Source organism: Streptomyces sp. NPDC056527, assembly GCF_042794475.1.
Lineage (GTDB): Bacteria > Actinomycetota > Actinomycetes > Streptomycetales > Streptomycetaceae > Streptomyces.
The window spans coordinates 12,923-37,452 of the sequence record NZ_JBHTTQ010000074.1; the positions used below are offsets into that span (position 1 = coordinate 12,923).

A 24,530-nucleotide genomic window follows, 5' to 3' on the forward strand; every position below is an offset into this window, starting at 1 on the left:
TGTTATCCCGCCCGCGCCCAGGGGTCTCCTCATCACGGGGACGGACAGACCCAGGCACGAGGGAGCAGGCAGGATGCACAGCGACGAGCGCGGCACGGCCGCACTGGTGGACGCGGCCGTGGCCGGAGACCCCCACGCCGGTGAACGGCTGATACGCGCGTACCTTCCGCTCGTCTACAACATCGTCGGCCGCGCGCTCGACGGCCACGCCGACGTCGACGACGTCGTGCAGGAGACGATGTTCCGGGCCCTGGACGGCCTCCCCGGGCTGCGCGACCCCGAACGCTTCCGGTCCTGGCTCATCGCGATCGCGATGAACCAGATCCGCCGGCGCTGGCGCGAGCGGCAGACCGGGCCCGTGCCCGGCCTCGACCGGGCCGCCGAGCTCGCCGACCCCGGCGGAGACTTCGTCGACCTCACCATTCTGCGACTCGGCCTCTCCGGGCAGCGGCGCGAGGTCGCCGAGGCGACCCGCTGGCTCGACGAGAGCGACCGCGAACTCCTCGCCCTGTGGTGGCTGGAGGCCGCCGGTGAACTGAGCCGTGCGGAGCTCGCCGACGCCCTGGCCGTTCCCCCGGCGCATGCGGCGGTCCGTGTCCAGCGGATGAAGGAGCGGCTGGAGACCGGCCGGGCCGTCGTCCGTGCCCTCGCCACCCGGCCCCCCTGCGCGGAACTGCTCGGTGTGACCGTCGGCTGGGACGGGCATCCGGCACCGATCTGGCGCAAACGCATAGCCCGTCATGTGACGACCTGCGCCACCTGCGGCCGCGCCCGCTCGGGCCTGGCCCCCGCCGAGGGGCTCCTGGTCGGCCTCGGCCTGGTGCCACCGCTGCTGGCCTGGGCGGCGACACGGCCCGATATCGAGGCGGCCGCCTGGGCGGGGCACTCCCCGGACGGCGCGGGGCACGACTGGGGCGCGGGGCAGACCGGGCCGGGTCCCGACCCGGCGCCGTACGGGGGAGCGCCGACGGATCCGGGAGCGGTGCCCGGTGGTGACGGGCTCTGGCCGGGCCACGAGCCGGGGCTCGGCGGTGACGCGGTCGGACCGGAGTCGTACGCGGGGGGCGAGACGGGGGTGGGAGCCACCCGTGCCGACGGTCCCGGCGACGGAGGCGGTGGCTTCGGCGACATCGGGTCCTCGGGCCCCGCGCACGCAGCGAGCCGCGGCGGGTCGGGCATACGCCGGTCCGTCGTCGCCGGGGCGGTCGCCGTCGGCGTCCTCGGCGGGCTCATTCTGCTCGTGCCGTCGGAGCCCGAGGCCCGCCGGCCCGCACCGGCCACGCCCGCCGCGGCACCGCCCCCGTCACCGAGCGCCGTACAGACGTCGACGGCGGCACCCACGCCGCGTCCGACCTCCGCCTCGCCCACCCCCAGGCCGACCCCGCCCCCGACCGTCGAGGAGCGGCTGACCCGACTGGTCAACCAGCGCCGCGCGGAAGCGGGTTGCGCGCCGCTCCGGCAGGACCCCCGACTCGCCGAGGCCGCCCGGAAGTACGCCCGGGACATGGTCCGCCGTGGCTACTACGCGCACAGCAGCCCCGAGGGCGAGTTCGCCGACGCGCGGATCTCCGCGGCCGGCTACGCCTGGTCCGCCTGGGCCGAGAACCTGGCACGCGGTGGATCCGACCCGTCCGACGTCTTCGACGGCTGGATGGACGGCGCGATGCACCAGGAGAACATGCTCAACTGCCGCTACAAGCACACGGGCGTCGCCGCCGTGTCCGGCCCCGACGGCACGGTGTGGGTGCAGAAGCTGGCCTCGCCCGCCTCCTGAACCCGTACCCCGCCGAGGCGCGGACCCGGTCAGCGGCCGGTGCCGAAGTTCTGTACCCACCAAGGTCCGTTGGAGGTCAGCTTCACCCCGACACCGATGTCCTTGAACGAGCAGTTGAGGATGTTGCGCCGGTGTCCGTCGCTGTTCATCCAGTCCTCCATCGCCGCCGTGGGGCTCTTCGGGCCGCGGTGGATGTTCTCGGCCCAGCTGGACCACGCGTACCCGGCGGCCGTGATCCGGTCGCCCGCGTCCCGCCCCTCGGGGCTGGTGTGCTCGTAGTAGTCGCGTTCCGCCATGTCGTCCGCATGCGCCTGGGCCGCGCTCCGCAGCCGGCCGTCGGAGCGGAGCGGTGAACAACCCGCCTTCTCGCGCTCGGCGTTGGCCAGCGACACGATCTGGTCGACGTACTGGACCACCTTCCCGACGACGGGTGCCACCGCTTCGATCGGGCCGGGCGCCGCGGCCTTGGGCTGCGCCGGTGTCGGGCCCGGGGCGGCAGGTGTGGACGGCGGCGCGGAGGCCGACGGCGAGGCCGACGCGGGCGCGGCCGGTGACGGAGAGGAGGACGAGGAGACCCGAGGAGCGGGCGGTGCGGTGGACGGGGTCCGTTCCGGGGGCGCGGACGAAGGGGCGGCCGACGGTACGGCCCCCTCGGCCAGGGGCGCCACCTGCGACAGGGCGACCGTGTCCGGGCGGGTGCCCGCACCCTTCGGCGAGCCCAGGGACGCGACGTACGCTCCCGCCGCCACGGTGAGGACGGCCGTCGCCGTACCCGCGACGGTCACGGCGGTACGGAAGGACGGCGCGCGGCGCGCGCGACGTCCCGTCACCCGTCCTCTGCGGTGCCTGCCGCCGCCGTTCGTCCGCCGTTCGTCGGGGCTGTGCTCGTCGTGGTGCTGCATGGGCTCCGCTCTCTTCTCCGAGTCCACCGGGCCGTCCGGCACGAGGGAGAGCCGCCGGGGCGACGGACATAACCCTTTCCGGCCCCCCACGCGTCGACACGCCTCGTCAACGCGGTGTACCCCCAACTCACTCGTGCGGTACGACCACCACCGGACACGGAGCCAGGTGCAGCGCCGCATGGGCGACCGAACCGATCCGGGACCCGATCACCCTGCGCCGTGCCCGCCGCCCGACCACCAGGAGCCGTGCGTCGCCCGAGGAGCCGAGCAGTACCTGTCCCGCGCTGCCGATCTCCACGTGCTCGGTGACCCGCACCTCGGGGAACCGCTCCCGCCAGGGCGCCAGCGCCTCGCGCAACGCCTGCTCCTCGTACGGGACCAGACCGCCGGCCTCGTCGGCGCGAGCCAGCGCCGAGGAGGTCGGGCTGTAGGCGTAGAGCGGCGGCAGGCTCCACGCCCGTACCGCGCGGACCGACGCGCCGCGGGCCGCCGCCGTCTCGAACGCGAAGCCCAGCGCCGGCGCGCTGTCCTCCGCCGAGCCGAGCTGACCCACGACGATCACCCCGCCCTCGGGGTCGCCGCCGCCCGCGCCGTCCCGCGAACGCACCGCCACCACCGGCCGGTGGGCGCCCGCGATGATCTGCTGACCGTAGGAGCCGAGCAGGAAGCCGGCCACCGCCCCGTACCCGCGCGAGCCGATGACCAGCATCTCCGCCCGCTCCTCTGTGCTCAGCAGCGCGGCGACCGGGGTGTCCTGCACCACCTCGGCGGTGAGGGGGAGACCGGGATGCCGCTCGGCGATCGTCGACTCCGCCCTCCGCAGGACGTCGTCGGCCGTCCGTTCCTGGCTCGGCCGGTCCTGTTCGAGCGGGATGTCCAGGGGCTCCCACCGCCAGGCGTGGACCAGACGCAGGGGCAGGTGCCGGCGTCGCGCCTCGCGGGCGGCCCAGTCGGCCGCCGCGAGACTCTCGGGCGAACCGTCCACTCCTGCGACGATCTCTCGGCTCATCGGGTGACTCCGTCCCTCGGTGACGGGACCGGCCCGTCGACCGGCCCCTCTCCCGTCCAGCGTGGGACCGCCGACCACGCGACGAGAGGGCCGGACGTCCCGCCATGACGGTACGTCGGTCCCGGACCCGCCGCCTCCGCTCACCGGGTCCGATCGCGAGGAGGCCGCTGGGGTCGTCCGACCCGTCGCACCGGGCGGCGGTCGGTCCTGCCTGCCTCTGAACAGCAGGCCCCCCCGCGACGCCGCGATGACGCGACGGAGGCGAGGCCGGCCAGGACGGTCGGCCGCCGTCGTGCGGTCGTGTGCGCGAACCGCCGCCCTGGGATCCGCGGCTCACGCCCGCAGGGTGAGCCGCGGGTGGGTGCCGTTGAGGTAGTGGTCGCCGATGTCGCGAAGACGGTGGGACGCGGACGAACTCGCCGTGAGGGCACGGGCGTTGCGCCAGAAGCGGTCGAAGTCAGGTCCGCCGCCGGCGGCGCCGGAGACGAGTTCGAGTATCCGTGTGGTGATCTGGACCGCGGATCGACTGGTCACGGCCTCGGCCGCGGCGACCAGCACGGCGATGTCGGCCCGTTCCTCCACGCCGAGCGACCGCTCCGCCAGCAGCCCGTGCGCCAGGGCCTCCGTCGCTCGCTCGACGACCGCCGCGGCGGTGTGCGCGGCCGTGGCCAACTCCCCGTAAGCCAGGAGCAGATACGGGTCCTCCCCGTCACCGAGCGGGTAGTCGTCGATCTGCGGTGGTGCGGCCTGGGTGGCCCGGCTGATGTCCCGGGCCTCCGCGAGCGCTCCTTCGGCGATACCGAGGCCGACATGGACCAGGAGCAGTCGCAGGGCGAGCGGGGCCAGCGCCGTGAAGGGGGCCACGGCGTGCTCGTCGCCGGGGAGAGCGCCCAGGATGTCCCGGGGGTTCACCAGGACCTGATCGAAAATCACGGTTCCGGCGCCGGCGAGGCGTTGGCCGATCCGGTCGGTTCCGGACTCGGTGAACACCGCGGGGTTCGCGGGATCCACCAGCGCGACCATGACCTCGCTCGTCCCCGTACACCGCGCTCCCACGATCAGCCGGTCGGCGACGGTGACGCCGGAGGCGAACGACCGGCGCCCTTCGAGGACATAACCACCGTCGACGGGTGTGAGGGTCGGCTCGGGTCGGCCGGTGGTACGGGACGGTTCGATGGCGCCGGCGAGCAGCCATCGCTCCTGCGTCGTGCGGTTCTCCAGGGTCTCGGGAGCGTTCGAAGTCGCGGCGCCTCCCGACAGGAATCGCGCGGTCCAGGACAGCACGTAGTGATGGGCGAGGAGTTCGCCGATCGAGCTGTCCGCCGCCGAGATCTCGCGGATCACCGCACAGGCGGCCTGCCAGTCGGCTCCGCGGCGGCTCGGCCCCGGTGGGGTGAGCAGCGCCGGCAGTCCGGCTTCCCTGAGCCTTGCCACTTCGTCGAAGGGGGCTTTGCCGGCCCGGTCCCTGGCGGGCGCGTCGACCGCGAGGTCGTCGGCGAGCTCCCGGGTGACACGGGGCCAGATCTCGTCGTCGGCCGGGCGACCGGCCGGTCCGGAGGTGGGCCGTATCGCTGACTTCTTCGGCGTTCTCACGTCACCTCACATAATCCCTAGTATTCCCACTGGAATAGTAGGGATACTTGCAGAGGGGTGACGGAGGCCCCAAGGGGCGTTCGCATGGTGGACAGCCGGGTCTCGCCCATCGAGACCGGCTCGTATGTGCCCGCCGATCAGACGCAGGTCAGGGGTTGGTCCACGCTTCCGGGTCCTCCGCCAGCTCGGTGATCTCCGCGGGCAGCTTCGCCGCGGCGACGTCCGCCAGCGACACCCCGTCCAGCACCTGGCGCACATTCGCCCGCAGCGCGATCCACAGCGTGAGCAGCGACTCGGCCGGTCCCGTGTACGACAGCTCCGGAGGGCGCACGCCGCGAACCGACACCAGCGGGCCGTCCACGCAGCGGATCACGTCCGCGATGGAGATCGTGTCGGCCGGCCTGGCCAGCCAGTACCCGCCGTTCCCTCCTCGCTGGCTCAGCACCAGACCTCCACGGCGCATGTCGCCGAGGATCCCCTCGAGGAACTTGTGGGAGATGTCCTGGACCTCCGCGATCGCCTCCGCCTTCAGCGGCCCCGCGTCCTGGGCGGCGGCGAGCTGAAGTGCGGCACGCACCGCGTAGTCGGCCCTGGCTGAGATGCGCATGCCTCGCATTATTCCCCACCGCGGTGACCGGGTTCGCACGCCGGCGAGCGCGGGTCTCGGAGCGGTCCGCACCCTTGACGTGGGCCGTGGCCACCTCGACACTCGAGGACGGGAATCCGAGCGAACAGGTAGGGAACCATGGGGCTCACGGCGGGAAGGGACGCGGCTCGCACCGTCCGGCTGCCCCGCTCCCTGCCCCTGACCTCGCGCCGCCACATCGATCTCCTGCGCGTGTGCAGTGCGGCGAGTCGTGTGCGCCCCGGGCACACCGGCGCCGCTGCCCCCTCCGCGCTCTGAGCCTGCGGCCCTTCCGCAGCGCCCCGTTCTCCTCCTTCCCGTATCTCTGCTGCCTCCGAGCGTGTCGATGGCGCGCCGTCGTGACCCAGCACCGAGCACCCTCAGGGAGAAGCATGTCCGTCATCCCCTCCGTCGTCACGCCCGTCTTCCGTGGCCGGATCGGCTGCGACGTACGCAGCGGTCACTACGCCGTTCCGCACCGCTACCGGCTGCATCTCGCGCTCTCCTGCCCCAGCTGTCTGCGCGTCGCCGTCACCCACAGCCTGCTCGGACTCCAGCACACGCTTCCCCTGACCCTGCTGCCCGCCACCCCCGACACACCCGGCGGCGGCTACGCCACGCTGCGCCCGCTCTACGAGGCCAGTGCCCATCAGTACGCCGGGCCTGCCGTCGCCCCCGTGCTCAGCGACGGCTGGACCGGCCGGATCGTGAGCACCCATGTCCCCGACATCCTGCGCGACCTGGCGCTGAGGTTCCGCGGCACCGGCCCCGAACTGCTCCCGTCCGGGCGCGAGTCCGAGATCGAGGCGATCGGCGACCTGTGCGAGCGCAGCGTCAACCGCGCCGCGCAGCGCGCCGGCGAGCTGGGCCTCGACGACCTGGCCGCGCACCGGGACCCGCTCGCCGTGCTCTTCGCCGCGCTCGGTCGGCTCGAAAGGAGGCTGGAGCGGCAGACGTACGTGCTCGGCGACGAGATCACCGCCGCCGACGTGCATGTCTGGGTGACGCTCCTGCAGCTGGACACCGTGCACCGCTGGCATCTGGACGCCGGCGCCATGGACCGAGTCGCGGACCATCCCGCGCTCTGGGCGTACGCCCAACGCCTCGCCGCACGGCCCGTGTTCGGGCGCCACCTCGACCTCGACGGCATCGCGAGCCGTCATCGTGCCCACTGCCGGGGCCAGGAGGCGGCGGGCGCCGCCATGAGCATCGTGGACTGGCGGGCGTACCGCGTCTGAGACGGGACCAGGGGCCCGGAACCGTCAGGCGAGGGGCGGTTCCCAGTCCTTCTTGACCTCGAAACGATAGTCGCGCCGGTCGAGCACCCGGCCGGCCCCGTCCACCAGCGAGGCGACCACCTCGTAGACCCCGCGCGCCCGCGGTCCGCTCGGGACACGCTCCGGCGGGAGCTCCAGGTCGTAGGGCCCGCCGTGCCGGAAGTCCCCGAGCGCCACATCGGCCCCGCCGAGCTCGGTGCCGTCCTTGGTCCGCTGGTCGACGACCTTCAGGCCGGACACCGAAGGACCCTCGACCCGGAAGCGCACGACGGCGCGGAACTCCGCGCCCTCCTTCACCGTGAACGGCTCCTCCGCCGCCCCTGACGGGGGTACGGGCAGCGAGATGTCGCCCGGGCCGGTGAACCGGAGCGCGAGGCCGAGCAGCCGCACGGTGCGGCCCTCCTGGAGCGGAACGGCCGCGGCCGGGTCGGCGAGGGAAACCATGGTCTGCTCGTCTCTGGGAAGGGCCTCGTGGGCGGGGCCGGGGGCGGGACGCAGCGCGGCTACCCGAATCGCTCCCGGCCATGCGGCGGGCCGCGCGGGCGGGAGCGCCCGTCAGCCGAAGCGGCGGCCGGCGAGCGGGGCCGTCGCGTCGCCGCTACCCGCGCGTACGCCCCGCAGGAAGGTGCCGAAGGCCTCGACGGGGGTCATGGACGGCTCCCAGTCGAGCTCCCGGCGGGCGCGCTCGGTGGCGAGCAGCGGCAGACGCAGCACGGCGTCGAAGAGGTCGGGGGACGCGGGGGCCATGCGCAGCTTCCAGGCCGTCGAGAGCACGCCGCGTACCGCCCCGTTCGGGACCTTGATCGCCCGAGCGTCGAGGAGCGAGGCGAGGGCGGCGGTGTCGATCGCCGGATCCGCCGCCAGGTTGAAGGCCCCGCGGACGTCGCGTACCAGTGCGCGGCAGTAGGCGTCGGCCGCGTCGTCGGTGTGCAGCGCCTGGAAGCGCAGCCCCTTCAGCTCGGGAAGGAGCGGCAGCAGATCCGGGCGCATCAGGCCGCCGGGGAAGTAGCGGCCCGCGAAGATCCGGCGCTGCTCGCTGGCCGACTCCTCCTTGAAGAGGAAACAGGGTCGCATCCGCACCACCCGGGTCGTCGGGTGATCGCGCTCGAAGGTGTCCAGGACCCGTTCCAGATACGCCTTCTCGCGGGTGTAGGCGGCGCCGGGCCAGCCGTGCGTGGGCCAGGACTCCGAGACGGCGGCAGCATTTCCCGGGCCCGGAGAGTAGGCCCCGATCGACGAGGCGTGCACCAGGACGGGCACTCGCGCCGCCGCCACCGCGTCGAGGACCCGCAGCGTGCCCAGGACGTTGGAACGCCATGTCTCGGCCACGTCGTGGCTCGGGTGGAAGCGCCAGGCCAGATGCACGACCGCGTCGGCGTCCGCGATGTACTGCGCGAGCCGTGGTTCGTCCCCCTCCATCGACAGGTCCACTTCGGCCCACTCGGTCTTCGACAGAGTCAACGCGGGTCTGCGGCGGGCGAGTCCGAGGACGGAGGCGATCCGAGGCTCTCGTTCCAGGGCCCGAAGCAGGCTCGTCCCGACATTGCCGGTGGCGCCCGTGACGACGACCCTCAGTCCTTCACTCGCCTTCATACTTCGACCTTCCGCCATCCCCGGCGGGCGCGCACTCCGGGGAGGCGCCGTGACGGATCGTGTTCGGTTGGGTCGCGCGGGTGACGGAGTGACCCGAATATGGAGCAACGGAGCGAGGGGGGTGTGCCAGGAGGAACATGATGTTGCTGCCCGACAGAAACACGATCGATCGGCTGCTGCGGCACTACCGGGCTCAGGAACGCGCGGTCCTGGCCAGGCCGGGCGACCTGTCGGTCCGCAGGCGCTTCGAGGACACGGCCTACACGCTGTGTGTGCTGATGGGGGAGCGGACGGCGCGCGAGGCGGTCCACGCGGCCGAGCGGTACGTGGGGAAGCTGAGTCCGGCACCCCGGCAGGCGCTCGAAGGGCTGCCCGGCTCGTGAGTGCGCCGGTGAGTGAGCGAGTGGGTGGGCAGGTGGGGCAAAACGAGCGTTCCGGGGCATGAGTGGGGTAGATGCCCCTGTACGGAAGCGGAGGGAGGCGGGTGACCCGATGGCGTCGAAGCGGTTCACCGTCACGGCGGCGCCCGGGCCGCAGCCCGGAGTCGTCGTGCTGTCCCTCACGGGGGAGCTCGATCACGACACCGCGGACGCGCTGCGCGGGGAGCTCGAGGGGCGCAACGGAGCGGTGCGGATCCTGGTCGACTGCGAGCAGCTGCGGTTCTGCGACTCGACAGGACTGAACGTACTGCTGCGGGCCCGTCTCCACGCGCTGGAGGCCGGCGGCCGTCTGGAGCTCGCCGGGCTGCGACCGCCGGTGGCCCGGATGTTCGAGATCACGGGAGCGCGGACCGTCTTCCGCGTGTACGAGAACGTGGCCGAGGCGCTCACGGATCGACGGGCGGACGGCTAGGCGTGCGGATCGCGGAGGGAGCGGTGGGCAAGGAAGCCGTGGAGGAAGGCCAGGTCCGGAGGCTCGTGCTGTTCGGGACCAAGGGCGTGGTGATGCGCTGTCGCGACTTCACCGCGGAGGCCCTCGCCGACTGGGGCTGGCTCCCGGCCGAGAACGACGAGGCGCGGGAGCGGGTCGACGACGTGCTGCTCTTGGTGTCCGAGGTGGTCACCAACGCCTGCCTGCACGCGGGAGGGCCGGAGGAACTCGTCCTGCGGCATCGCCGGGACGGCCTACGGGTCGAGGTCTCCGACGCGAACCCGGAGCATCCGAGGCGGCGACAGCCCCGAGCGCCGTCGCTGCCCGGCGGCCACGGCCTGATGGTCCTGGACCGGCTCGCGGGGGACTGGGGCTCGGAGCCGCGCGAGCGCGGCAAGGTCGTCTGGCTGGAGATCGGCCGCCCGCCCCGACCGCCGTGGCAGGCGGACGGCGGACACTGACGGACGCCGGACCGCGCCGCTGCCCGGCCGTGGCCACTCGACGCGCTTCCGGCCGTGGCGACCCGGCGCGCATCCGGTTCACCCGAGGGACCCGGTCCTGGGACGACGTGTTCGGTTCGCGCGGCCGGGATCCGGCCCGGCCGACCCGGCCTGCTCGCGCCGGGATTCGGCCCCGAGTCGAGGGGTCGGTCCGCCCGCCGGAAGGGGTCGGCTCACCGGCCCGGGGTCCGGCCGAAGGCCGATCCGCCTCGCCCACGGTGAGGCCGCCGCGGCCCCGTCCGTGGCGGCCCGCCGTCGCCCCCGCTACCCCGCTGCCGCCCGCCGAGGGCTGTCGTGGTCCTCCACCAAGCCCGTCCTGAGCTCGTCCAGGATCCGGGCCAGCAGCCGGGAGATGTGCATCTGCGAGAGGCCGAGCCGCTCGCCGATCTCCGCCTGGGTCAGTTCCTCGCCGAAGCGCAGCGAGAGGATCGTGCGGTCCCGCGCGTCCAACCCGGCGATCAGCGGTTTCAGCGATTCCAGCGAGTCGATCAGCTCGAAGGCGCGTTCCTCCTCGCCGAGGCGCCGCGCGCCCGCCGTGAGGGCCGACTCGTCGTCGCTGGTCGGGGTGTCGAGCGAGCGGGCGACGTATCCGTTCGACGCCTGTTCGCCCTCCGCCACGCTCTCCTCTCCCATGTGCAGATACGCGGCCAGCTCGGCCCTGCTCGGGCGCCGGCCGAGTCGCTGCTCCAGGGTGTCGACGGCCTTCGCCAGCTCGATGCGCAGCTCCTGGAGCCGTCGCGGTACCTGGACGGACCAACTGGTGTCACGGAAGAAGCGCTTCATCTCGCCGACGATCGTGGGCAGCGCGAACGCCGAGAACTCCACGTCCCGGCCGACCTCGAACCGGTCGATCGCCTTGATCAGGCCGATCGTGCCGACCTGGACGATGTCCTCCGTCGGCTCGGCGCGGTTCCGGAATCGGCGGGCCGCGAACTTCACCAGGCTGAGATTCAGCTCCACCAGCGTGTTCCGGACGTACGCGTGCTCGGGCGTGCCCTCCTCCAGACTTTCCAGGCGGGTGAAGAGCGCCGTGGACAGGGTCTGGGCGTCCGTCGTGCTCACCTCGGTGGGCTGGTCGATCTCGGGCAGACCGTCCAGCGCCCGTCGGCGCACCTCGGCCGGTTCGGTGGGCGACGACGTGCTGCGGGGCTTGCTCCGGGTCGACATAAAGGCTCCCTCGACGGGTGGCGTGGGCCTTCGCCGCGTGCCGGCGGGGGTCCGTCGTTCGAGCGTTCTGTAGTGAAACATTCCCTTTGGCGGCGGTTTGACACTGAATGTCCGGGCAGTGGTGTCCTATGACGACAACGGCACTCCGGTATGCCCTCCCCGACGGCCCGGGTGTAGTGGGACAGTGCCGCGACCTCACCCGCCAGGCGCTGCGCGACTGGTTCGGCCCGGTGGGAGGCGCTCAGGAGGTACTCGTCGAGGACGTCCTGCTCCTCGTCTCGGAGGTCGTCACCAACGCGTACACGCACGGTGGCACCCCGTACGAACTCCGCCTCGACCGCACCGACGGGCGGCTGTGGGTCCAGGTCAGCGACACCAGTCCCGTACGTCCGCGGCCCCATGGCCCGCACATCGCGAGCCGTTCCTCGGGACACGGGCTGTATCTGCTCGAACGCCTCTCCGCCGCATGGGGCTCGCTTCGGCGCGGCGAGGGCAAGGCGGTCTGGTTCGAGGTGGACCTGACGCCGGCGCCGTCCGTGAAGGACGCCGCCCCCACAGGCTCCGCCCCCGCAGACGCCGCAGACGCTGCCGCCCGCCCGCGCCGTGCCTAGAGTGGAGGAGCGGGGCGGGGGCCGTCGCGGGCGCATCACCCCGGACTCGTGGCGGGACCCGATCCGCGTCCCTGTCGTCTCCGTGCCGCGCGAGGTCCGCGATGGAGAGTTCCCCCCGACCGCCCGCGTCCGAGCCGCGCGTGCCGCCGGAATCGCTGGGCGAGGACGGGCTGGGACAGCTCCTGGCCGGGCTCACCGCCGTACGCGACGGTGATCTCTCCGTCCGTCTCCCGGACTCCGCCGGAGGCATCCTCGGCGAGATCGCGGCCGTCTACAACGACATGGTCGACCAGCTGTCCCTGGTCACCTCCGAGGTCACCCGCGTAGCCAGCGAGGTCGGCGGCCAGGGCCTCCTCGGCGGCCGGGCGCGCGAGCCGCGGGTGAGCGGCGTGTGGCGCGAGCTGACCTCCGGCGTGAACACCATGGCCGACAACCTGACGTCCCAGGTCAGATCCATCGCCCAGGTCGCGACCGCCGTCGCACGCGGCGACCTCACGCGGAAGATCCGGGTCGACGCGCGCGGCGAGATCCTGGAACTGAAGGAGACCATCAACACGATGGTGGACCGGCTGTCCTCCTTCGCCGAGGAGGTCACCAGGGTCGCCCGCGAGGTCGGTACCGAGGGCAAGCTCGGCGGTCAGGCCACGGTGCTCGGCGTCTCCGGCACCTGGAAGGACCTCACGGACAACGTCAACTCCATGGCCGACAACCTCACCAACCAGGTCCGCAACATCGCCCAGGTGACGACGTCCGTCGCCCAGGGCGATCTGACGAGCCGCATCGACGTGTCCGCGCGCGGCGAGATCCTGGAGCTCAAGACCACCATCAACACCATGGTCGACCAGCTGTCCTCCTTCGCCGCCGAGGTCACGCGCGTGGCCCGCGAGGTCGGTACGGAGGGCAAGCTCGGCGGCCAGGCCGAGGTCGAAGGCGTCTCCGGTACGTGGAAGCGGCTCACCGAGAACGTCAACGAACTCGCCGGAAACCTGACCCGGCAGGTCCGGGCCATCGCCGAAGTCACCGGAGCCGTCGCCGAGGGCGACCTCACCCGTTCCATCACGGTCGACGCCCCCGGCGAGGTCGGCGAGCTGCGGGACAACATCAACGCGATGGTCGAATCACTGCGGGCCACCACCCGCGCCAACGAGGATCAGGACTGGCTCAAGACGAACATCGCCCGGATCGCCGCCCTCATGCAGGGCACCCGGACCCTCACCGACATCGCCGAACTCATCATGACCGAGGTGCCGCCGCTGGTCTCCGCGCAGTACGGCGCCTTCTTCCTCGCCCGCCACGACGTGCGCGGCACCGAACTCGTCGTGACCGCCTCGTACGGAGCCCCCGAGGAGCCCGCCTCCCCGCCGCGCCGCTTCCGCCTCGGCCAGTCGCTCGTCGGCCAGGCCGCCCACGACCGGCGCACGGTCGTCGTGGAGCGGCTGCCGGTCGGGTACGCCACGGTCTCCTCCGCGGCGGGCTCCGGTGAGCCGGCCATGCTGATCATCCTGCCGATCGTCGTCGAGGACCAGGTCCTCGGAGCCGTCGAACTCGCGTCGCTCCAGCCCTTCACCGCCATCCACCGCGACTTCCTCGATCAGTTCGTGGACACCGCGGGAGCCGTCGTCAGCTCGCTCGTCGCCAACCTCCGTACCGACGAACTCCTCGCCCAGTCCCAGCGGTTGACCGACGAACTGCGCTCCCGTTCCCAGGAGTTGCAGGCACGGCAGCAGGAACTGCAGCGCTCCAACGCCGAGCTGAAGGAGAAGGCGGCGCTGCTCGCCGAACGCAACAAGGACATCGAGTCCAAGAACCTCGTCATCGAGCAGGCCCGCCAGGAGCTGGAGGCGCGCGCCCAGCAGCTGTCCCGCACCTCCATGTACAAGTCCGAGTTCCTGGCGAACATGAGCCATGAGCTGCGCACCCCGCTCAACAGCCTGCTGATCCTCGCCCGGTTGCTGGCCCAGAACCCGCAGGGAAACCTGTCGGAGAAGCAGGTCGACTACGCCGAGGTCATCCACTCCGCGGGCTCCGACCTGCTCCAGCTCATCAACGACATCCTGGACCTGTCCAAGGTCGAGGCGGGCAAGATGGACATCCGCCCCGAACGGTTCCCGCTCCACCAGCTCCTGGAGTATCTGGAGGCCACCTTCGGCCCGGTCGCGGACGAGCGGGGGCTGAGCTTCTCGGTCACCGTCTCCTCGGACGTGCCCGAGGAACTCACCACCGACGAGTCCCGGCTGCGGCAGATCCTGCGCAACCTGCTGTCCAACGCGCTGAAGTTCACCGACGAGGGCGGCGTGGACCTGACGATCGAGTACGCCGGAGCGGACGAACCGCCGGCCACCATGCGCGCGAGCGGACCGGTACTCGCCTTCCACGTCACCGACAGCGGGGTCGGCATCCCCGCCGAACGCCTGGAAGGCATCTTCGGCGCCTTCCAGCAGGGCGACGGCACCACGGCCCGCCGCTACGGAGGAACCGGGCTCGGGCTCTCCATCAGCCGCGAGGTCGCCGGACTGCTCGGCGGGGCCATCGACGTCCGCTCCACGCCCGAGCGGGGCAGCCGGTTCACCTTCTACCTGCCGGCCCCCCGCACGCCCTCGCCGGGCGCGTCGGCGGGGGAGCCGGCCGCCGACACGGACACGGACGAGGCGGCGGGGACCGGCACTGCCGACGCCCCCGGTGGCCACGACGCACGGGCGGCCGGCCACACCGTCCTCGTGGTCGACGACGACGTGCGCAACGTCTACGCGCTCACGGAGGTGCTGGTGGGCCACGGCGTCCGCGTGATCCAGGCCGACAGCGGCCGCGCCGGCCTCGACCTGCTCGCGTCCCACCCCGAGGTCGAACTCGTCCTGATGGACGTCATGATGGCCGGCATGGACGGGTACGCCACCACCGGCGCCATCCGCGACCTGCCCGGCCGCGCGCATCTGCCCGTCATCGCCGTCACCGCCAAGGCCATGCCCGGCGACCGGGCCAGGGCCCTGGCGGCCGGCGCCAGCGACTACGTGGCGAAGCCCGTCGACGCCGAGGAGCTGATGGCCAAGGTCCGGCAGTGGCTGACCGCGTGAAGTCCCCGGGCCGCACTTCCGCCCCTGGCCGCGCGCACGGTCACCGTACGAGCACCAGGACGATGCTGGTGTCGTCGTCCGTGTCGCCGGTGGCTGCCCCGAGCAACCGCTCCACCTGTTCTTCCGGAGGGTAGCCGCTGAGGCGTTCGGCCGCCGCGGCGAGCTGCGCGAGCCCGTGGTCGAGGCCGTCGTGGCGCCGTTCGACCAGACCGTCCGTGTACAGCAGCAGCGTGTCTCCGGGTTGTAGGGCGGTGCGACGCTCCTGGTACGCGTACGAGGGCACCGCGCCCAGCAGGATGTCCTGCGGCGGGTCGAGGAGCCGTGCCGTGCCGTCCCGCACGAGCAGCATCGGCAGGTGTCCGGCGCTCGACCAGACCAGGCCGCGGTCCTCGGGGTCGTACAGGGCGCAGACGGCGGTCGCCGTGGGCTGTCCGCTGGTGCGCAGCGTCATCTCGTTGAGCCACTCCATCAGCCGCCGCGGTGAGTCGCCGGTGCACGCCAGGCCGCGCTGGGCGTTGCGCAGCGCCACCATGCCGGTGACCGAGTCGATGCCGTGGCCCGCCACGTCGCCGACCGTCACGAGGACCTTGCCGCTGGGCAGCGGCTGGACGTCGTACCAGTCACCGCCGACCCGGTACTCCTCGGCAGCCGGACGGTAGCGGGCCGCCACCATCAGGTCCGGCAGCTCCTGAAGGTCGGGGACCTCGGGCACGATCGCCTGCTGGAGCTGCAGGGCCAACTGGTGCCTGAGCTCGGCCTGGGTCCGTACGGCGGTGAGCTGGTCGAAGGTCGCGGTCAGCGCGGCCTCGGTGCGGCGGCTCGCCGACACGTCCTGGTACACCCCGGCGAGACCGATGACCGAGCCGGCGTCGAGGAGGGGCTCCGCAGCCACCCGGACATGGCGCACGGCCCGGTCCTCCAGCACGATCCGCAGCACCGTCTGCGCGCCCGTGCGCCGCTCCACCAGCGTCCTGAGCAGCTCGGTCAACGCCTCGCCGTCCTCCGGGTGCACCAGCCCCCGCAGCCCCAGGAGCGGCACGGGAGGCTCGTCACGGCCCCTGCCGAAGACGGCGTACGCCTGCTCCGACCACACCGTGTCGCCGCCCGTCAGGCTGTCCTGGAACAGGGCCACGCTCTGCAACCTGGACACCGCACGGTCCGAGGCGAGCCCCGGATCGGTGGTGTCGTGCCACAGCACCACGGCCCGCTCGTCGCCCGCCGGCAGCACACGCACGTCGAGCAGCGGCGCCGGGTCTCCCGGCTCGGGCGCCGTGGACGCCGGCAGCCGGGCCACCCGCTGGGCGCGCCCGGTCCGGTGCGCGCGGCGTGCGAGATGGGCGAGGTCCGCGTGGACCCGGGGGAGGGCGAGCGCCAGGGAACGGTCCTCGGCCGGCGGGGTGCCGCCGAGCGCCGCCACGGCGTACTCGTTCAGGTGCTCGACGGTCGGAGCCACGGCGGCCGCGGCGACCTTGAGGAGCATCGCGGGATGGACGAGGGCATCCAGGACGTCCACGAGGACCGGTGCGGCGGACGGGGGCGAGTCGGCCGCGTCGAGGACAGTGCCGGCCACGTCCGTCAGGCCCACCAATGCTTTGCGCAACGGGTCGTCGAAGGGGTTCGGGCCCGGCCAGGCGACCAGGGCCAGGCCCACCGTCGCACCGCGCAGGCGCAGCGGGAGCAGCGCCCGCGCCGCGTGTGGCGCGGGCCCCGGCAATACCTCGCCGTTCTCGGGGCCGGAGTCCAGCCAGACCGGCGAACCGTCGGAGAGCACCGAGCGGAACGCGGGAGGCGCCGCAGGAGGGATCCACTGCCACGCGGCGGCCTCCGCTGCCCCGACACCCGCGTGTCCGGCCAGGCGCAGACAGCCCCACGCGTCGCGCCGCCACAGCCACAGGCTCCCCGCGCCGAGCGGCACGAGACCGCCCTCCAGGAGTGCCCGGGCCGCCTCGCCGACGGTGTCCTGCGATTCGGCGGCCATCACCGCCCGCCGTGCGCGCCGCTCGTCGGGGGTGCTGAACAGGACGGGCGAGGCGGTGGGCTCCGGCGGCGCGGTGACCGGGGGCGCGGCTTGGGCCCCGGCGGCCGCGGAACCGGTACGTATGAGCCGTTCGGCCGCCGTACCGCCGACGCCGTTGACGATGTCGGCGGCGAGATCCTCGATGCCGAGGCCCGTGGCGTGGGAGAGGGAGTCCAGGTGATCCGCCGCGTCGGCCGGGGACGCGCCGAGCTGGGCCGCGAGGACACCCGTGGCCAGATCGACGAGATGCCGGCGGGTGAGCTCCGCACGCAGGCGTCTGTTCTCGGCCGAGAGACCGCTGATGCCGGGCTCCGGAGCGTCCGCCGCAGACGTCGTCACGACTCCTCCCGTCCCTCCACCGAGTGGTCGTCCGGAATGATCGCGTCCGATCAGGATTCTACCGGCCTGCCCCCGCTCGGGTGTCTGAATCCGAGTCGCCGGGGTACCCGCCCGGGGCGGAACGGACGGCGAATCCCGTCTTGGTCCAGGCCGTCACGGTCGCGCGAACGACCGAACGACGGAATCACGCCGACTCGGGACCACAGCAGGCAATCACGGAGGAGGAGCGCGCCATGCCCCGTGGATCGAGCCCGAAGAGGGAACGACAGTACGAGCACATCAAGGAGAGCGCGAAGGACCGAGCGAGAGCGAGAAGCGCGCCGAGGAGATCGCGGCGCGCACCGTGAACAAGGAACGGGCCCGCGCCGGCGAGTCGAAGACCGCCGGCAATAGCTCCACGGAAGACATGTCCTCCTCCCGACGCGGCGGCCGACGCTCGCACAGCGGCTCCCGGGGCCCGACGTACGATCAGCTCTACGCCGAGGCCCAGCGGCGCGACATCCACGGCCGTTCGTCCATGGACAAGTCGGAACTGAAGCGGGCGCTCGGCGGCAGCTGACCGGCCGGGGCCGATTGTCAGTGGTGCCCGGCACGATGGACCCATGACAACGACTCCGGTTCTTGCCGATGCCGCCGCGTACGCGCAGGCGGTCGAGGACGCCAAGCAGGCGGCCGCCGCCTACTACGCGGGCGGCACGTCCCCGCTCGACGACGACGCCTACGACCGCCTCGGCCGGGCCATAGCCGCATGGGAGTCCGCCCACCCCGACCAGGTGCGCGCGGACTCCCCGACCGGCAAGGTCGCCGGGGGCGCGGCGGAGGGGGACGTACCGCACACCCGCCCGATGCTCTCGCTCGACAACGTCTTCTCGGCCGAGCAGTTCACGACCTGGGCCGCGTCCCTGGAGCGCCGGATCGGCCGCGGAGTCGAGCGGTGGAGCGTGGAGCCGAAGCTCGACGGACTGGCGATCGCCGCCCGCTACGAGCGGGGGCGGCTGACCCGGCTCGTCACTCGGGGCGACGGAACGGCCGGCGAGGACGTGTCGCACGCGCGGGGCACGATCGTGGGACTGCCGGAGCGGCTCGCCGAGCCCGTCACGGTCGAGATTCGCGGCGAAGTGCTCATGACCACCGAGCAGTTCGAGGCCGCCAACCCGGTACGGGTCGCCCACGGCGGCGAGCCCTTCGCCAACCCGCGGAACGCGGCGGCCGGGACCCTGCGCGCCAAGGACCGTCCGTACCGGGTGGAGATGACCTTCTTCGCCTACGACATGCTGCCACTGGCCGCGGTGGAGGCGGACGGCACGGTCGCAGACCCGGACGGCCTGGACGAGCTCGCCCACAGCGAGCTGATCGCCCGGGCGGTCGCCCTCGGTCTGCACACCTCGGGCGCCACCGCCGTCCCAGGCCGCGCGGTCACCGGCACGGAGGAGGTCCTGGCCCGCGTCGCCGAGATAGCGGCGCTGCGAGCGGAACTGCCGTTCGGGATCGACGGCATCGTGATCAAGGCCGACCTCGCGGCCGACCGGCGCGAGGCCGGTTCGGGCTCCCGCGCACCGCGCTGGGCCATCGCGTACAAGCTCCCCGCCGTGGAGAAGGTCACCCGCCTGGTCGGGGTCGAATGGAACGTGGGCCGCACGGGCATCATCGCGCCCCGCGCCGTCCTTGAGCCGGTGGAGATCGACGGCAGCACGGTCACCTACGCCACGCTGCACAACCCCTCCGACATCACCCGCCGCGACCTGCGCGTGGGCGACCACGTGATGGTCTACAAGGCGGGCGACATCATTCCGCGGGTCGAGGCGCCCGTCGCCCACCTGCGGACCGGCGAGGAGGAGCCGATCGGCTTCCCCGAGGCCTGCCCGCAGTGCGGCTCGGACATCGACCGCAGCGAGCAGCACTGGCGGTGCGCCCGTGGACGCGACTGCCACCTCGTGGCCTCCCTTTCGTACGCCGTGGGTCGCGACCAGCTCGACATCGAGGGGCTCGGCGCCAGCAGGATCGTCCAGCTCGTGGACGCCGCCCTGGTCGCGGACGTGGCCGACCTCTTCACCCTCACCCGCGAGCAGCTGCTCGGCCTGGACCGGATGGGGGAGACCAGCACGGACAACCTCCTCGCGGCGATCGCCACCGCGCGGACCCGGCCGCTGGGCCGTGTGCTGTGCGCCCTCGGCATCCGGGGGACGGGACGCTCCATGTCCCGCCGGATAGCCCGCCACTTCGCCACCATGGACGCCGTCCGGGCGGCCGACGCGGAGGCGATGCAGCAGGTCGAGGGGATCGGGGCGGAGAAGGCGCCGGTCATCGTCGCCGAGCTGGCCGAGCTCGCCGCGATCGTCGACAAGCTCGTCGCCGCCGGGGTGAACATGACCGAACCCGGAGCCACCCCGCCGCCCCCGCCGGGGACCGAGCCCGAGTCCGCCTCCGAAGCCCCCACCGCCCAGGCGGCCGGACCGCTCGCGGGCCTGTCGGTGGTCGTCACGGGTGCCATGACCGGCCCGCTGGAGGCGCTGAGCCGCAATCAGATGAACGAACTCATCGAGCGCGCGGGAGGCAAGTCGTCCTCCAGCGTCTCCAAGCGCACCGGTCTGGTCGTCGCGGGAGAGAAGGCCGGATCCAAGCGGACGAAGGCCGAGGAGCTGGGCATCCGTCTGGTGGACCCGGACGAGTTCGCCACCCTGCTCGGCGACTTCCTGCCGGCCTGACCCGGGCGGCGGCGTAGGCCGCTTCGGCGGCCGGGGGAACCCGGGCCGCCGAAGCGCGTGGGCCGGCGGGCGAGGTCCGTCAGACGCCCTCGTCGCCGCGCCGGGTCGAGCGGCGGCGCCACAGCCAGACGGAGAGCGCGGCGCCAAGCGACGCCCCCACCAAGGCCAGGGGCAGACCGGCCCAGGGACGCGAGGGCACGGCCTCGCGGGAGACGGTCCTCCCCGGCGCGGCGAGTGCGGCCACGTCCGCCGCCCCCGCCGCCGCAGCGCCCGAGTGCGGGCCGGCCCGGCCCGGATTCGGCGCCGACTCGGGCGCCGATCGGCCGCTCTCCGCCTTCGCCTCCTTGACCGTCCGCTTCGGCTTCTCCTTCGCCTCCTTGACCATCTGCTTCGGCTTCTCCTTCGCCTTGTCCCGTACCGGCGCGAGGGAACCCACCGGCTGCACCTGACCCGCCGCGTCGAAGCCCCAGTCGAGGAGCGTGCGCGCCTCCTCGTACACCGCCATTCCACCGCCCGACTGAGGGTTCATCACCGACACGACCAGCGTTCGCGAGCCCCGCCGCGCCGCCGCGATCAGCGTGTTCCCGGCGCCGCTCGTGTAGCCGTTCTTGACCCCGAGGAGCCCCGGATAGCGCTCGACGCCGTCCTCCCCGGTCAGCAGTCTGTTGGTGTTGCGGATGCCGTACGACCAGTCCCCGGACGGGAACTCGGCGTACCGCGTGGAGGCGTACCGGACGAACGCCGGATCCTGCAGCCCGGCCCGGCCGAAGACCGCCAGGTCGTAGGCCGACGACACCTGCCCCGGCGCGTCGTACCCGTCGGGTGACACCACCCGCGTGTCGCGCGCCCCCAGTGCGCGGGCCTTCTCCTGCATCTGACGGGCCATGGACTTCCACCCGCCGTTCATCGACGCGAGCACCCGGACCGCGTCGTTGCCCGAGTTGAGGAAGACCCCGTTCCACAGGTCCGACACCTTGTACGTGTAGCCGGCCTGAACCCCGACCATGCTGCTGCCCTCGCCGATCCCCGACAGCTCCGACTCGGTGACGGTGTGCCGCAGGTCCTGGTCGAAGCGGGGGAGCGCGGTCACGGCGAACAGCGCCTTGAGCGTGCTGGCCGGGGGGAGTCGTCGATGGGCGTTGCGCGCCGCCAGCACCTCGCCGGTCGAGGCGTCCGCCACCAGCCAGGACAGTGCGGAGACGGAGGAAGGCTTGTCCGGCGCTCCTGAGAGCGGCTGGACCTGGGTCCCCGAGCGGTAGAGCCGGGCGGGATCGATGAAGCGGGCGGCGGGAGGTGAGGGTTCGGTGACGGAGGATGCCGTGGCCGCCGGGACGGGCAGCCCGAGCAGCAGCGCCGCGGTACCGGCGGCGACCTGACGGACAGCTGACGTGACGATCATTCAGCCACCGTAAGAAGCCCCGGCGACGCCCGCAGATCGTAGTGCGCCGACCGGCGTACAGCGCGTGGCGGACGGGCGATCGTCGACCCCGGCGCGCCGGAGTCGACGGCTCGACGACCCGCGCGCGTGATCCGCGACCGGCGCTCGGGCTGTCGGTGCGGCAGGGCATCCTGGTGACGTGTCCTCACTTCCGTACCAGAGCCCGCCCGTTCCGCCGGATCCCGTGCAGCGTTCGCCCACGGCGCCGTCCGCCGCCGACCCGCAGGGCGGGCCGTTCGGCGCACCGTCGTCCCGCAACGAGCGGCCGCCGCGCCCCGCCCCCGTCGGCCACATGATCGTGTGCGGGGACGACGTCCTCGCACACCGGCTCGCGGGCGAGCTCAACGACGTGTACGGGGAGCGGGTCACCCTTCTCGTACCGGCGAGGACCGACACCCGGCAGCAGCCCACGGGCCGCCCGGGTCGCGCATCCGCGCTCTTCGGGCGGGTGACGGCGGCCGTGACGCGTACGGCCGTCGGAGAGCAGCGGGGTGTGCCCGCCGGACGGTCCGTCCGCGTCGTGGAGACGGCCGAGGTCGACGACGCGGTGCTGCTCGACGCGGGAGCGGAGCACGCCGCCGCCCTCGCTCTCGTCCACGACGACGACGAGACGAACATCCGGGCCGCGCTCGCCGCGCGCCGGCTCAACCCACGGCTGCGCCTGGTCATCCGGCTCTACAACCGCAAGCTCGGCCAGCACCTGGAGACGCTCCTCGACCAGGCCGCCGCCATTGCCCAGCCCTGCCTCGACCCCAAGCTCCTCGACGGTTCGACGACCGTCCTCTCCGACGCCGACACCGCCGCCCCCGCTCTCGCGGCCACCGCGGTCGCCGGCACGAGCAAGGTCGTGCAGGCCGGTGGCCTGCTGCTGCACGCCGTCGAGCGGACCCCGCCCGCACGCGGCGAGGTCGTCGACCCCGGCCTGTGCACGCTCGCCCTGCTGTCGGCGACCACCAACGACCCGGCCGGCTTCGAGGGCTCGGAGCGCAGCGGGGACCAGGGCCCGCAGCTGCTGCCCGACGACCGTGCGGTCGCGGCCGCTCCCGGGCGGGGCACGGTCGCGCTGGAAGCGATCACGTACGCCGGTCCGACGCTGTCGTCGAACAGGTTCGGCACCTCGGTCCTGCCCGTCGGCTCGCTCTTCTCCCGCCGCCTGCGCTGGTCGCTCGCGGGTGTGGCGGCCGCCGTCGGCGCGATCGCCCTCGCCACCTGGCTCACCACAGGGGACCACCCCCTGCACGCCGCCTATCTGACGCTCCTCGACCTCTTCGCCATCGGGGACCCGGCCGTCGAGGAGGCGACCAGCCGTCAGGTGCTCCAGATCCTCGCGGGCTTCGTCGGTCTCCTCCTGATGCCCGTCCTGATCGCGGGAATCCTCGAAGCCCTCGGGACCTTCCGGTCGGCGACCTCGCTGCGCCGCCCGCCGCGCGGGCTGTCCGGGCACGTGGTCCTCCTCGGCCTCGGCAAGGTCGGCACGCGCGTCCTCGCGCGCCTGCGGAGGCTGAACATCCCCGTGGTCTGCGTCGAGTCCGACCCGGAGGCGCGCGGTATCGCGCTGGCGCGGCGGCTGCGCGTGCCCACCGTCATCGGGGACGTCACCGAGGAGGGTGTCCTGGAGGCCGCCCGCATCCATCGGGCGCACGCCCTGCTCGCCCTGACCAGCGTCGACATCACCAACCTGGAGGCCGCGCTCTCCGCCCGCTCCGTCAAGGCGGATCTCCGCGTCGCCATGCGGCTGTACGACGACGACTTCGCCACCGCCGTCTACCGCACCCTGCGGGCGGCCCACCCCGACGCCCTCACCCGCAGCCGTAGCGTCTCCCACCTGGCCGCGCCCGCCTTCGCCGGCGCCATGATGGGCCGCCAGATCCTCGGCGCCATCCCGGTGGAGCGCCGGGTGCTGCTGTTCGCCGCGGTGGAGGCCGCGGGCAATCCGCTGCTGGAGGGCCGCACGGTGGCGGAGGCGTTCCGCCCGGGGGCCTGGCGGGTGATCGGCCTGGCGACGGGCTCCGCGCCCCTCGGGCGCTACGGAGCGGGCCTGGTCTGGCAACTGGAGCCGGACCGCGTGCTGGCCGCGGGGGACCGACTGGTCCTGGCGGCCACGCGACGCGGGCTCGCGGAGCTGCTGGGGGGTCGGCCGCGGGCGGCTATGTGACGTCCGTTCTCGGGGCCGGGGCTCGACGGAGCAGATGGTGGAGTGCGGCGGCGGCGAGCTGCACGCCGGCGGCGCCCAGCAGAAGCGCCGCGGGCGGTGCGCCGGCGGCGAGCCCGGTGAGCGCGGCGCCGCACGCGGCCGCCGACATCTTGAGCCCCGCGCCGAGGGTGAACACCTGAGTCCGTACGTCGGCGGGGGAGTGATCCGCCCGGATCCGCAACGTCGCCGTCAGCAGCGGGCCGTCGCACAGTCCGGCCGCACCGAACAGGGCCGCACAGAGCAGCGGCGAGGGAACGAGGGCGGCGGCGCCCAGGGCCGCTCCGGTGCCCAGGAGCGTGATGCCGACCAGTCGCCCGGTCGGCACACGCGGCCACACCCGGTCCACGACGAGCGACCCGACGAGCGCGCCGACGGCGAACGCGGTCATCAACAGCCCCCCGTCACCGGGCCGGCCGCGCTCGCCCGCGAGCAGCACGGCCGTGGTGGTGAGCCCGCCGAGCCCGAGGAACCCGAGGCAGGTGGCGGCGGTGACCGCGCGTAGCTCCCGTACGCCCCAGACGGCCACGAGCCCGGCGAGAAGGTCACCGCGCAACGACCGTGGCGCGCTGTCGGCCTTCACCCGGACGCCGGTGCGCGGCCCCGGCGTCGCGGCAGGGGCATCAGGCGACCCAGGAAGGTCCGGCCACGGCGCCGTCGCCGGCTGCGCCCTCGACGCCTGCACCCGGCCCGACCCGCTCCGACCCTCAGCCGGGGCTCCCGCGGCCGATCGTGGTCCCCGCCGTCCGGTCAGCAGGACCGCGGCGGGCAGTGTCGCCAGGGCCGCCGACCCGGCGAGCCGGGCGACGGCGGCGCACGGCCCGGCGAGCGCCGCCGTCACTCCGGCC

Annotated in this window: 19 protein-coding genes and 1 pseudogene; 10 read left to right on the forward strand and 10 right to left on the reverse strand. The window is 73.4% G+C overall.

The annotated features are described in order from the left end of the window. Positions 1 to 73 precede the first annotated feature (73 nt). The gene (locus tag ACFQ7Q_RS27515; protein WP_383559692.1) at positions 74 to 1,774 is read left to right on the forward strand and encodes a sigma-70 family RNA polymerase sigma factor; all 1,701 of its coding nucleotides are present in this window, start codon (positions 74 to 76) and stop codon (positions 1,772 to 1,774) included. Positions 1,775 to 1,803: 29 nt separating this feature from the next. Here ACFQ7Q_RS27515 and ACFQ7Q_RS27520 read toward each other — a convergent pair whose 3' ends face one another. From ACFQ7Q_RS27520 to ACFQ7Q_RS27535, 4 genes are all read right to left on the reverse strand, one after another. After that, positions 1,804 to 2,676, reverse strand: a complete 873-nt coding sequence (locus ACFQ7Q_RS27520; protein WP_383559694.1) for a CAP domain-containing protein — start codon at positions 2,674 to 2,676, stop codon at positions 1,804 to 1,806. A 127-nt stretch (positions 2,677 to 2,803) separates the two neighbouring features. Further along, positions 2,804 to 3,685 carry a universal stress protein gene (locus tag ACFQ7Q_RS27525; protein ID WP_383559696.1) on the reverse strand — a complete coding sequence of 294 codons (882 nt, stop codon included), beginning with the start codon at positions 3,683 to 3,685 and terminating at the stop codon, positions 2,804 to 2,806. Between the two features lie 333 nt (positions 3,686 to 4,018). Continuing rightward, entirely contained in the window at positions 4,019 to 5,278 is a 1,260-nt protein-coding gene (locus tag ACFQ7Q_RS27530) for an acyl-CoA dehydrogenase (protein ID WP_383559697.1), read from the reverse strand. 148 nt (positions 5,279 to 5,426) lie between these two features. After that, complete coding sequence (locus tag ACFQ7Q_RS27535) at positions 5,427 to 5,885, reverse strand: RrF2 family transcriptional regulator (RefSeq protein ID WP_383559699.1); 459 nt, start codon at positions 5,883 to 5,885, stop codon at positions 5,427 to 5,429. 410 nt (positions 5,886 to 6,295) lie between these two features. Between ACFQ7Q_RS27535 and ACFQ7Q_RS27540 the strand changes: the two genes are divergently transcribed. Beyond that, positions 6,296 to 7,141 (forward strand): glutathione S-transferase C-terminal domain-containing protein, encoded by an 846-nt coding sequence (locus ACFQ7Q_RS27540; RefSeq protein ID WP_383559701.1) that lies wholly within the window; start codon positions 6,296 to 6,298, stop codon positions 7,139 to 7,141. Between the two features lie 24 nt (positions 7,142 to 7,165). Here the strand turns inward: ACFQ7Q_RS27540 and ACFQ7Q_RS27545 are convergent, their stop codons facing one another. Continuing rightward, on the reverse strand, positions 7,166 to 7,624 hold the full coding sequence (locus ACFQ7Q_RS27545) for a hypothetical protein (RefSeq protein ID WP_383559702.1): 459 nt from the start codon (positions 7,622 to 7,624) through the stop codon (positions 7,166 to 7,168). Between the two features lie 111 nt (positions 7,625 to 7,735). Beyond that, the gene (locus tag ACFQ7Q_RS27550) at positions 7,736 to 8,773 is read right to left on the reverse strand and encodes an NAD-dependent epimerase/dehydratase family protein (RefSeq protein ID WP_383559704.1); all 1,038 of its coding nucleotides are present in this window, start codon (positions 8,771 to 8,773) and stop codon (positions 7,736 to 7,738) included. 137 nt (positions 8,774 to 8,910) lie between these two features. Here ACFQ7Q_RS27550 and ACFQ7Q_RS27555 point away from each other — a divergent pair, with 137 nt between their 5' ends. The 3 genes from ACFQ7Q_RS27555 (at position 8,911) to ACFQ7Q_RS27565 (ending at position 10,104) form a co-directional block, all read left to right on the forward strand. Further along, the gene (locus ACFQ7Q_RS27555) at positions 8,911 to 9,156 is read left to right on the forward strand and encodes a DUF5133 domain-containing protein (RefSeq protein ID WP_383559706.1); all 246 of its coding nucleotides are present in this window, start codon (positions 8,911 to 8,913) and stop codon (positions 9,154 to 9,156) included. Between the two features lie 109 nt (positions 9,157 to 9,265). Then, entirely contained in the window at positions 9,266 to 9,625 is a 360-nt protein-coding gene (locus ACFQ7Q_RS27560; RefSeq protein ID WP_383559708.1) for an STAS domain-containing protein, read from the forward strand. Between the two features lie 2 nt (positions 9,626 to 9,627). Next, positions 9,628 to 10,104 carry an ATP-binding protein gene (locus tag ACFQ7Q_RS27565; RefSeq protein ID WP_383559710.1) on the forward strand — a complete coding sequence of 159 codons (477 nt, stop codon included), beginning with the start codon at positions 9,628 to 9,630 and terminating at the stop codon, positions 10,102 to 10,104. 303 nt (positions 10,105 to 10,407) lie between these two features. Here the strand turns inward: ACFQ7Q_RS27565 and ACFQ7Q_RS27570 are convergent, their stop codons facing one another. Then, the gene (locus ACFQ7Q_RS27570; RefSeq protein ID WP_383559712.1) at positions 10,408 to 11,310 is read right to left on the reverse strand and encodes a SigB/SigF/SigG family RNA polymerase sigma factor; all 903 of its coding nucleotides are present in this window, start codon (positions 11,308 to 11,310) and stop codon (positions 10,408 to 10,410) included. Between the two features lie 128 nt (positions 11,311 to 11,438). On the opposite strand from ACFQ7Q_RS27570, the gene ACFQ7Q_RS27575 reads away from it, so the two are divergent. Both ACFQ7Q_RS27575 and ACFQ7Q_RS27580 read left to right on the forward strand, forming a co-directional pair. Then, on the forward strand, positions 11,439 to 11,921 hold the full coding sequence (locus tag ACFQ7Q_RS27575) for an ATP-binding protein (RefSeq protein ID WP_383559714.1): 483 nt from the start codon (positions 11,439 to 11,441) through the stop codon (positions 11,919 to 11,921). A gap of 101 nt (positions 11,922 to 12,022) precedes the next feature. Beyond that, positions 12,023 to 14,992 carry a HAMP domain-containing protein gene (locus tag ACFQ7Q_RS27580; RefSeq protein ID WP_383559716.1) on the forward strand — a complete coding sequence of 990 codons (2,970 nt, stop codon included), beginning with the start codon at positions 12,023 to 12,025 and terminating at the stop codon, positions 14,990 to 14,992. 40 nt (positions 14,993 to 15,032) lie between these two features. Here ACFQ7Q_RS27580 and ACFQ7Q_RS27585 read toward each other — a convergent pair whose 3' ends face one another. Continuing rightward, on the reverse strand, positions 15,033 to 17,348 hold the full coding sequence (locus ACFQ7Q_RS27585; RefSeq protein WP_383559718.1) for a SpoIIE family protein phosphatase: 2,316 nt from the start codon (positions 17,346 to 17,348) through the stop codon (positions 15,033 to 15,035). Positions 17,349 to 17,581: 233 nt separating this feature from the next. Between ACFQ7Q_RS27585 and ACFQ7Q_RS27590 the strand changes: the two are divergent. Continuing rightward, positions 17,582 to 17,907 (forward strand): annotated as a pseudogene (locus ACFQ7Q_RS27590) (plasmid stabilization protein). Between the two features lie 43 nt (positions 17,908 to 17,950). Next, positions 17,951 to 20,053 (forward strand): NAD-dependent DNA ligase LigA, encoded by a 2,103-nt coding sequence (ligA, locus tag ACFQ7Q_RS27595; protein ID WP_383559719.1) that lies wholly within the window; start codon positions 17,951 to 17,953, stop codon positions 20,051 to 20,053. A gap of 79 nt (positions 20,054 to 20,132) precedes the next feature. Here the strand turns inward: ligA and ACFQ7Q_RS27600 are convergent, their stop codons facing one another. Continuing rightward, positions 20,133 to 21,452, reverse strand: a complete 1,320-nt coding sequence (locus ACFQ7Q_RS27600) for a D-alanyl-D-alanine carboxypeptidase family protein (RefSeq protein WP_383559721.1) — start codon at positions 21,450 to 21,452, stop codon at positions 20,133 to 20,135. Positions 21,453 to 21,783: 331 nt separating this feature from the next. On the opposite strand from ACFQ7Q_RS27600, the gene ACFQ7Q_RS27605 reads away from it, so the two are divergent. Then, positions 21,784 to 23,646 (forward strand): potassium channel family protein, encoded by a 1,863-nt coding sequence (locus ACFQ7Q_RS27605; RefSeq protein ID WP_383559725.1) that lies wholly within the window; start codon positions 21,784 to 21,786, stop codon positions 23,644 to 23,646. On the opposite strand, the gene ACFQ7Q_RS27610 is transcribed toward ACFQ7Q_RS27605, so the two are convergent. Further along, positions 23,639 to 24,530: MFS transporter (locus ACFQ7Q_RS27610; RefSeq protein WP_383559723.1), on the reverse strand; the 892-nt coding region annotated here is incomplete at its 5' end. The two genes, ACFQ7Q_RS27605 and ACFQ7Q_RS27610, sit on opposite strands and share 8 nt — an antisense overlap.

Coding starts and splice junctions, on each gene's coding strand:
- ACFQ7Q_RS27515 (WP_383559692.1), top strand. CDS start 74: ATGCACAGCGACGAGCGCGGCACGGCCGCACTGGTGGACGCGGCCGTG.
- ACFQ7Q_RS27520 (WP_383559694.1), bottom strand. CDS start 2,676: ATGCAGCACCACGACGAGCACAGCCCCGACGAACGGCGGACGAACGGC.
- ACFQ7Q_RS27525 (WP_383559696.1), bottom strand. CDS start 3,685: ATGAGCCGAGAGATCGTCGCAGGAGTGGACGGTTCGCCCGAGAGTCTC.
- ACFQ7Q_RS27535 (WP_383559699.1), bottom strand. CDS start 5,885: ATGCGCATCTCAGCCAGGGCCGACTACGCGGTGCGTGCCGCACTTCAG.
- ACFQ7Q_RS27540 (WP_383559701.1), top strand. CDS start 6,296: ATGTCCGTCATCCCCTCCGTCGTCACGCCCGTCTTCCGTGGCCGGATC.
- ACFQ7Q_RS27545 (WP_383559702.1), bottom strand. CDS start 7,624: ATGGTTTCCCTCGCCGACCCGGCCGCGGCCGTTCCGCTCCAGGAGGGC.
- ACFQ7Q_RS27550 (WP_383559704.1), bottom strand. CDS start 8,773: ATGAAGGCGAGTGAAGGACTGAGGGTCGTCGTCACGGGCGCCACCGGC.
- ACFQ7Q_RS27555 (WP_383559706.1), top strand. CDS start 8,911: ATGATGTTGCTGCCCGACAGAAACACGATCGATCGGCTGCTGCGGCAC.
- ACFQ7Q_RS27560 (WP_383559708.1), top strand. CDS start 9,266: ATGGCGTCGAAGCGGTTCACCGTCACGGCGGCGCCCGGGCCGCAGCCC.
- ACFQ7Q_RS27570 (WP_383559712.1), bottom strand. CDS start 11,310: ATGTCGACCCGGAGCAAGCCCCGCAGCACGTCGTCGCCCACCGAACCG.
- ACFQ7Q_RS27575 (WP_383559714.1), top strand. CDS start 11,439: ATGACGACAACGGCACTCCGGTATGCCCTCCCCGACGGCCCGGGTGTA.
- ACFQ7Q_RS27580 (WP_383559716.1), top strand. CDS start 12,023: ATGGAGAGTTCCCCCCGACCGCCCGCGTCCGAGCCGCGCGTGCCGCCG.
- ligA (WP_383559719.1), top strand. CDS start 17,951: ATGACAACGACTCCGGTTCTTGCCGATGCCGCCGCGTACGCGCAGGCG.
- ACFQ7Q_RS27600 (WP_383559721.1), bottom strand. CDS start 21,452: ATGATCGTCACGTCAGCTGTCCGTCAGGTCGCCGCCGGTACCGCGGCG.
- ACFQ7Q_RS27605 (WP_383559725.1), top strand. CDS start 21,784: ATGATCGTGTGCGGGGACGACGTCCTCGCACACCGGCTCGCGGGCGAG.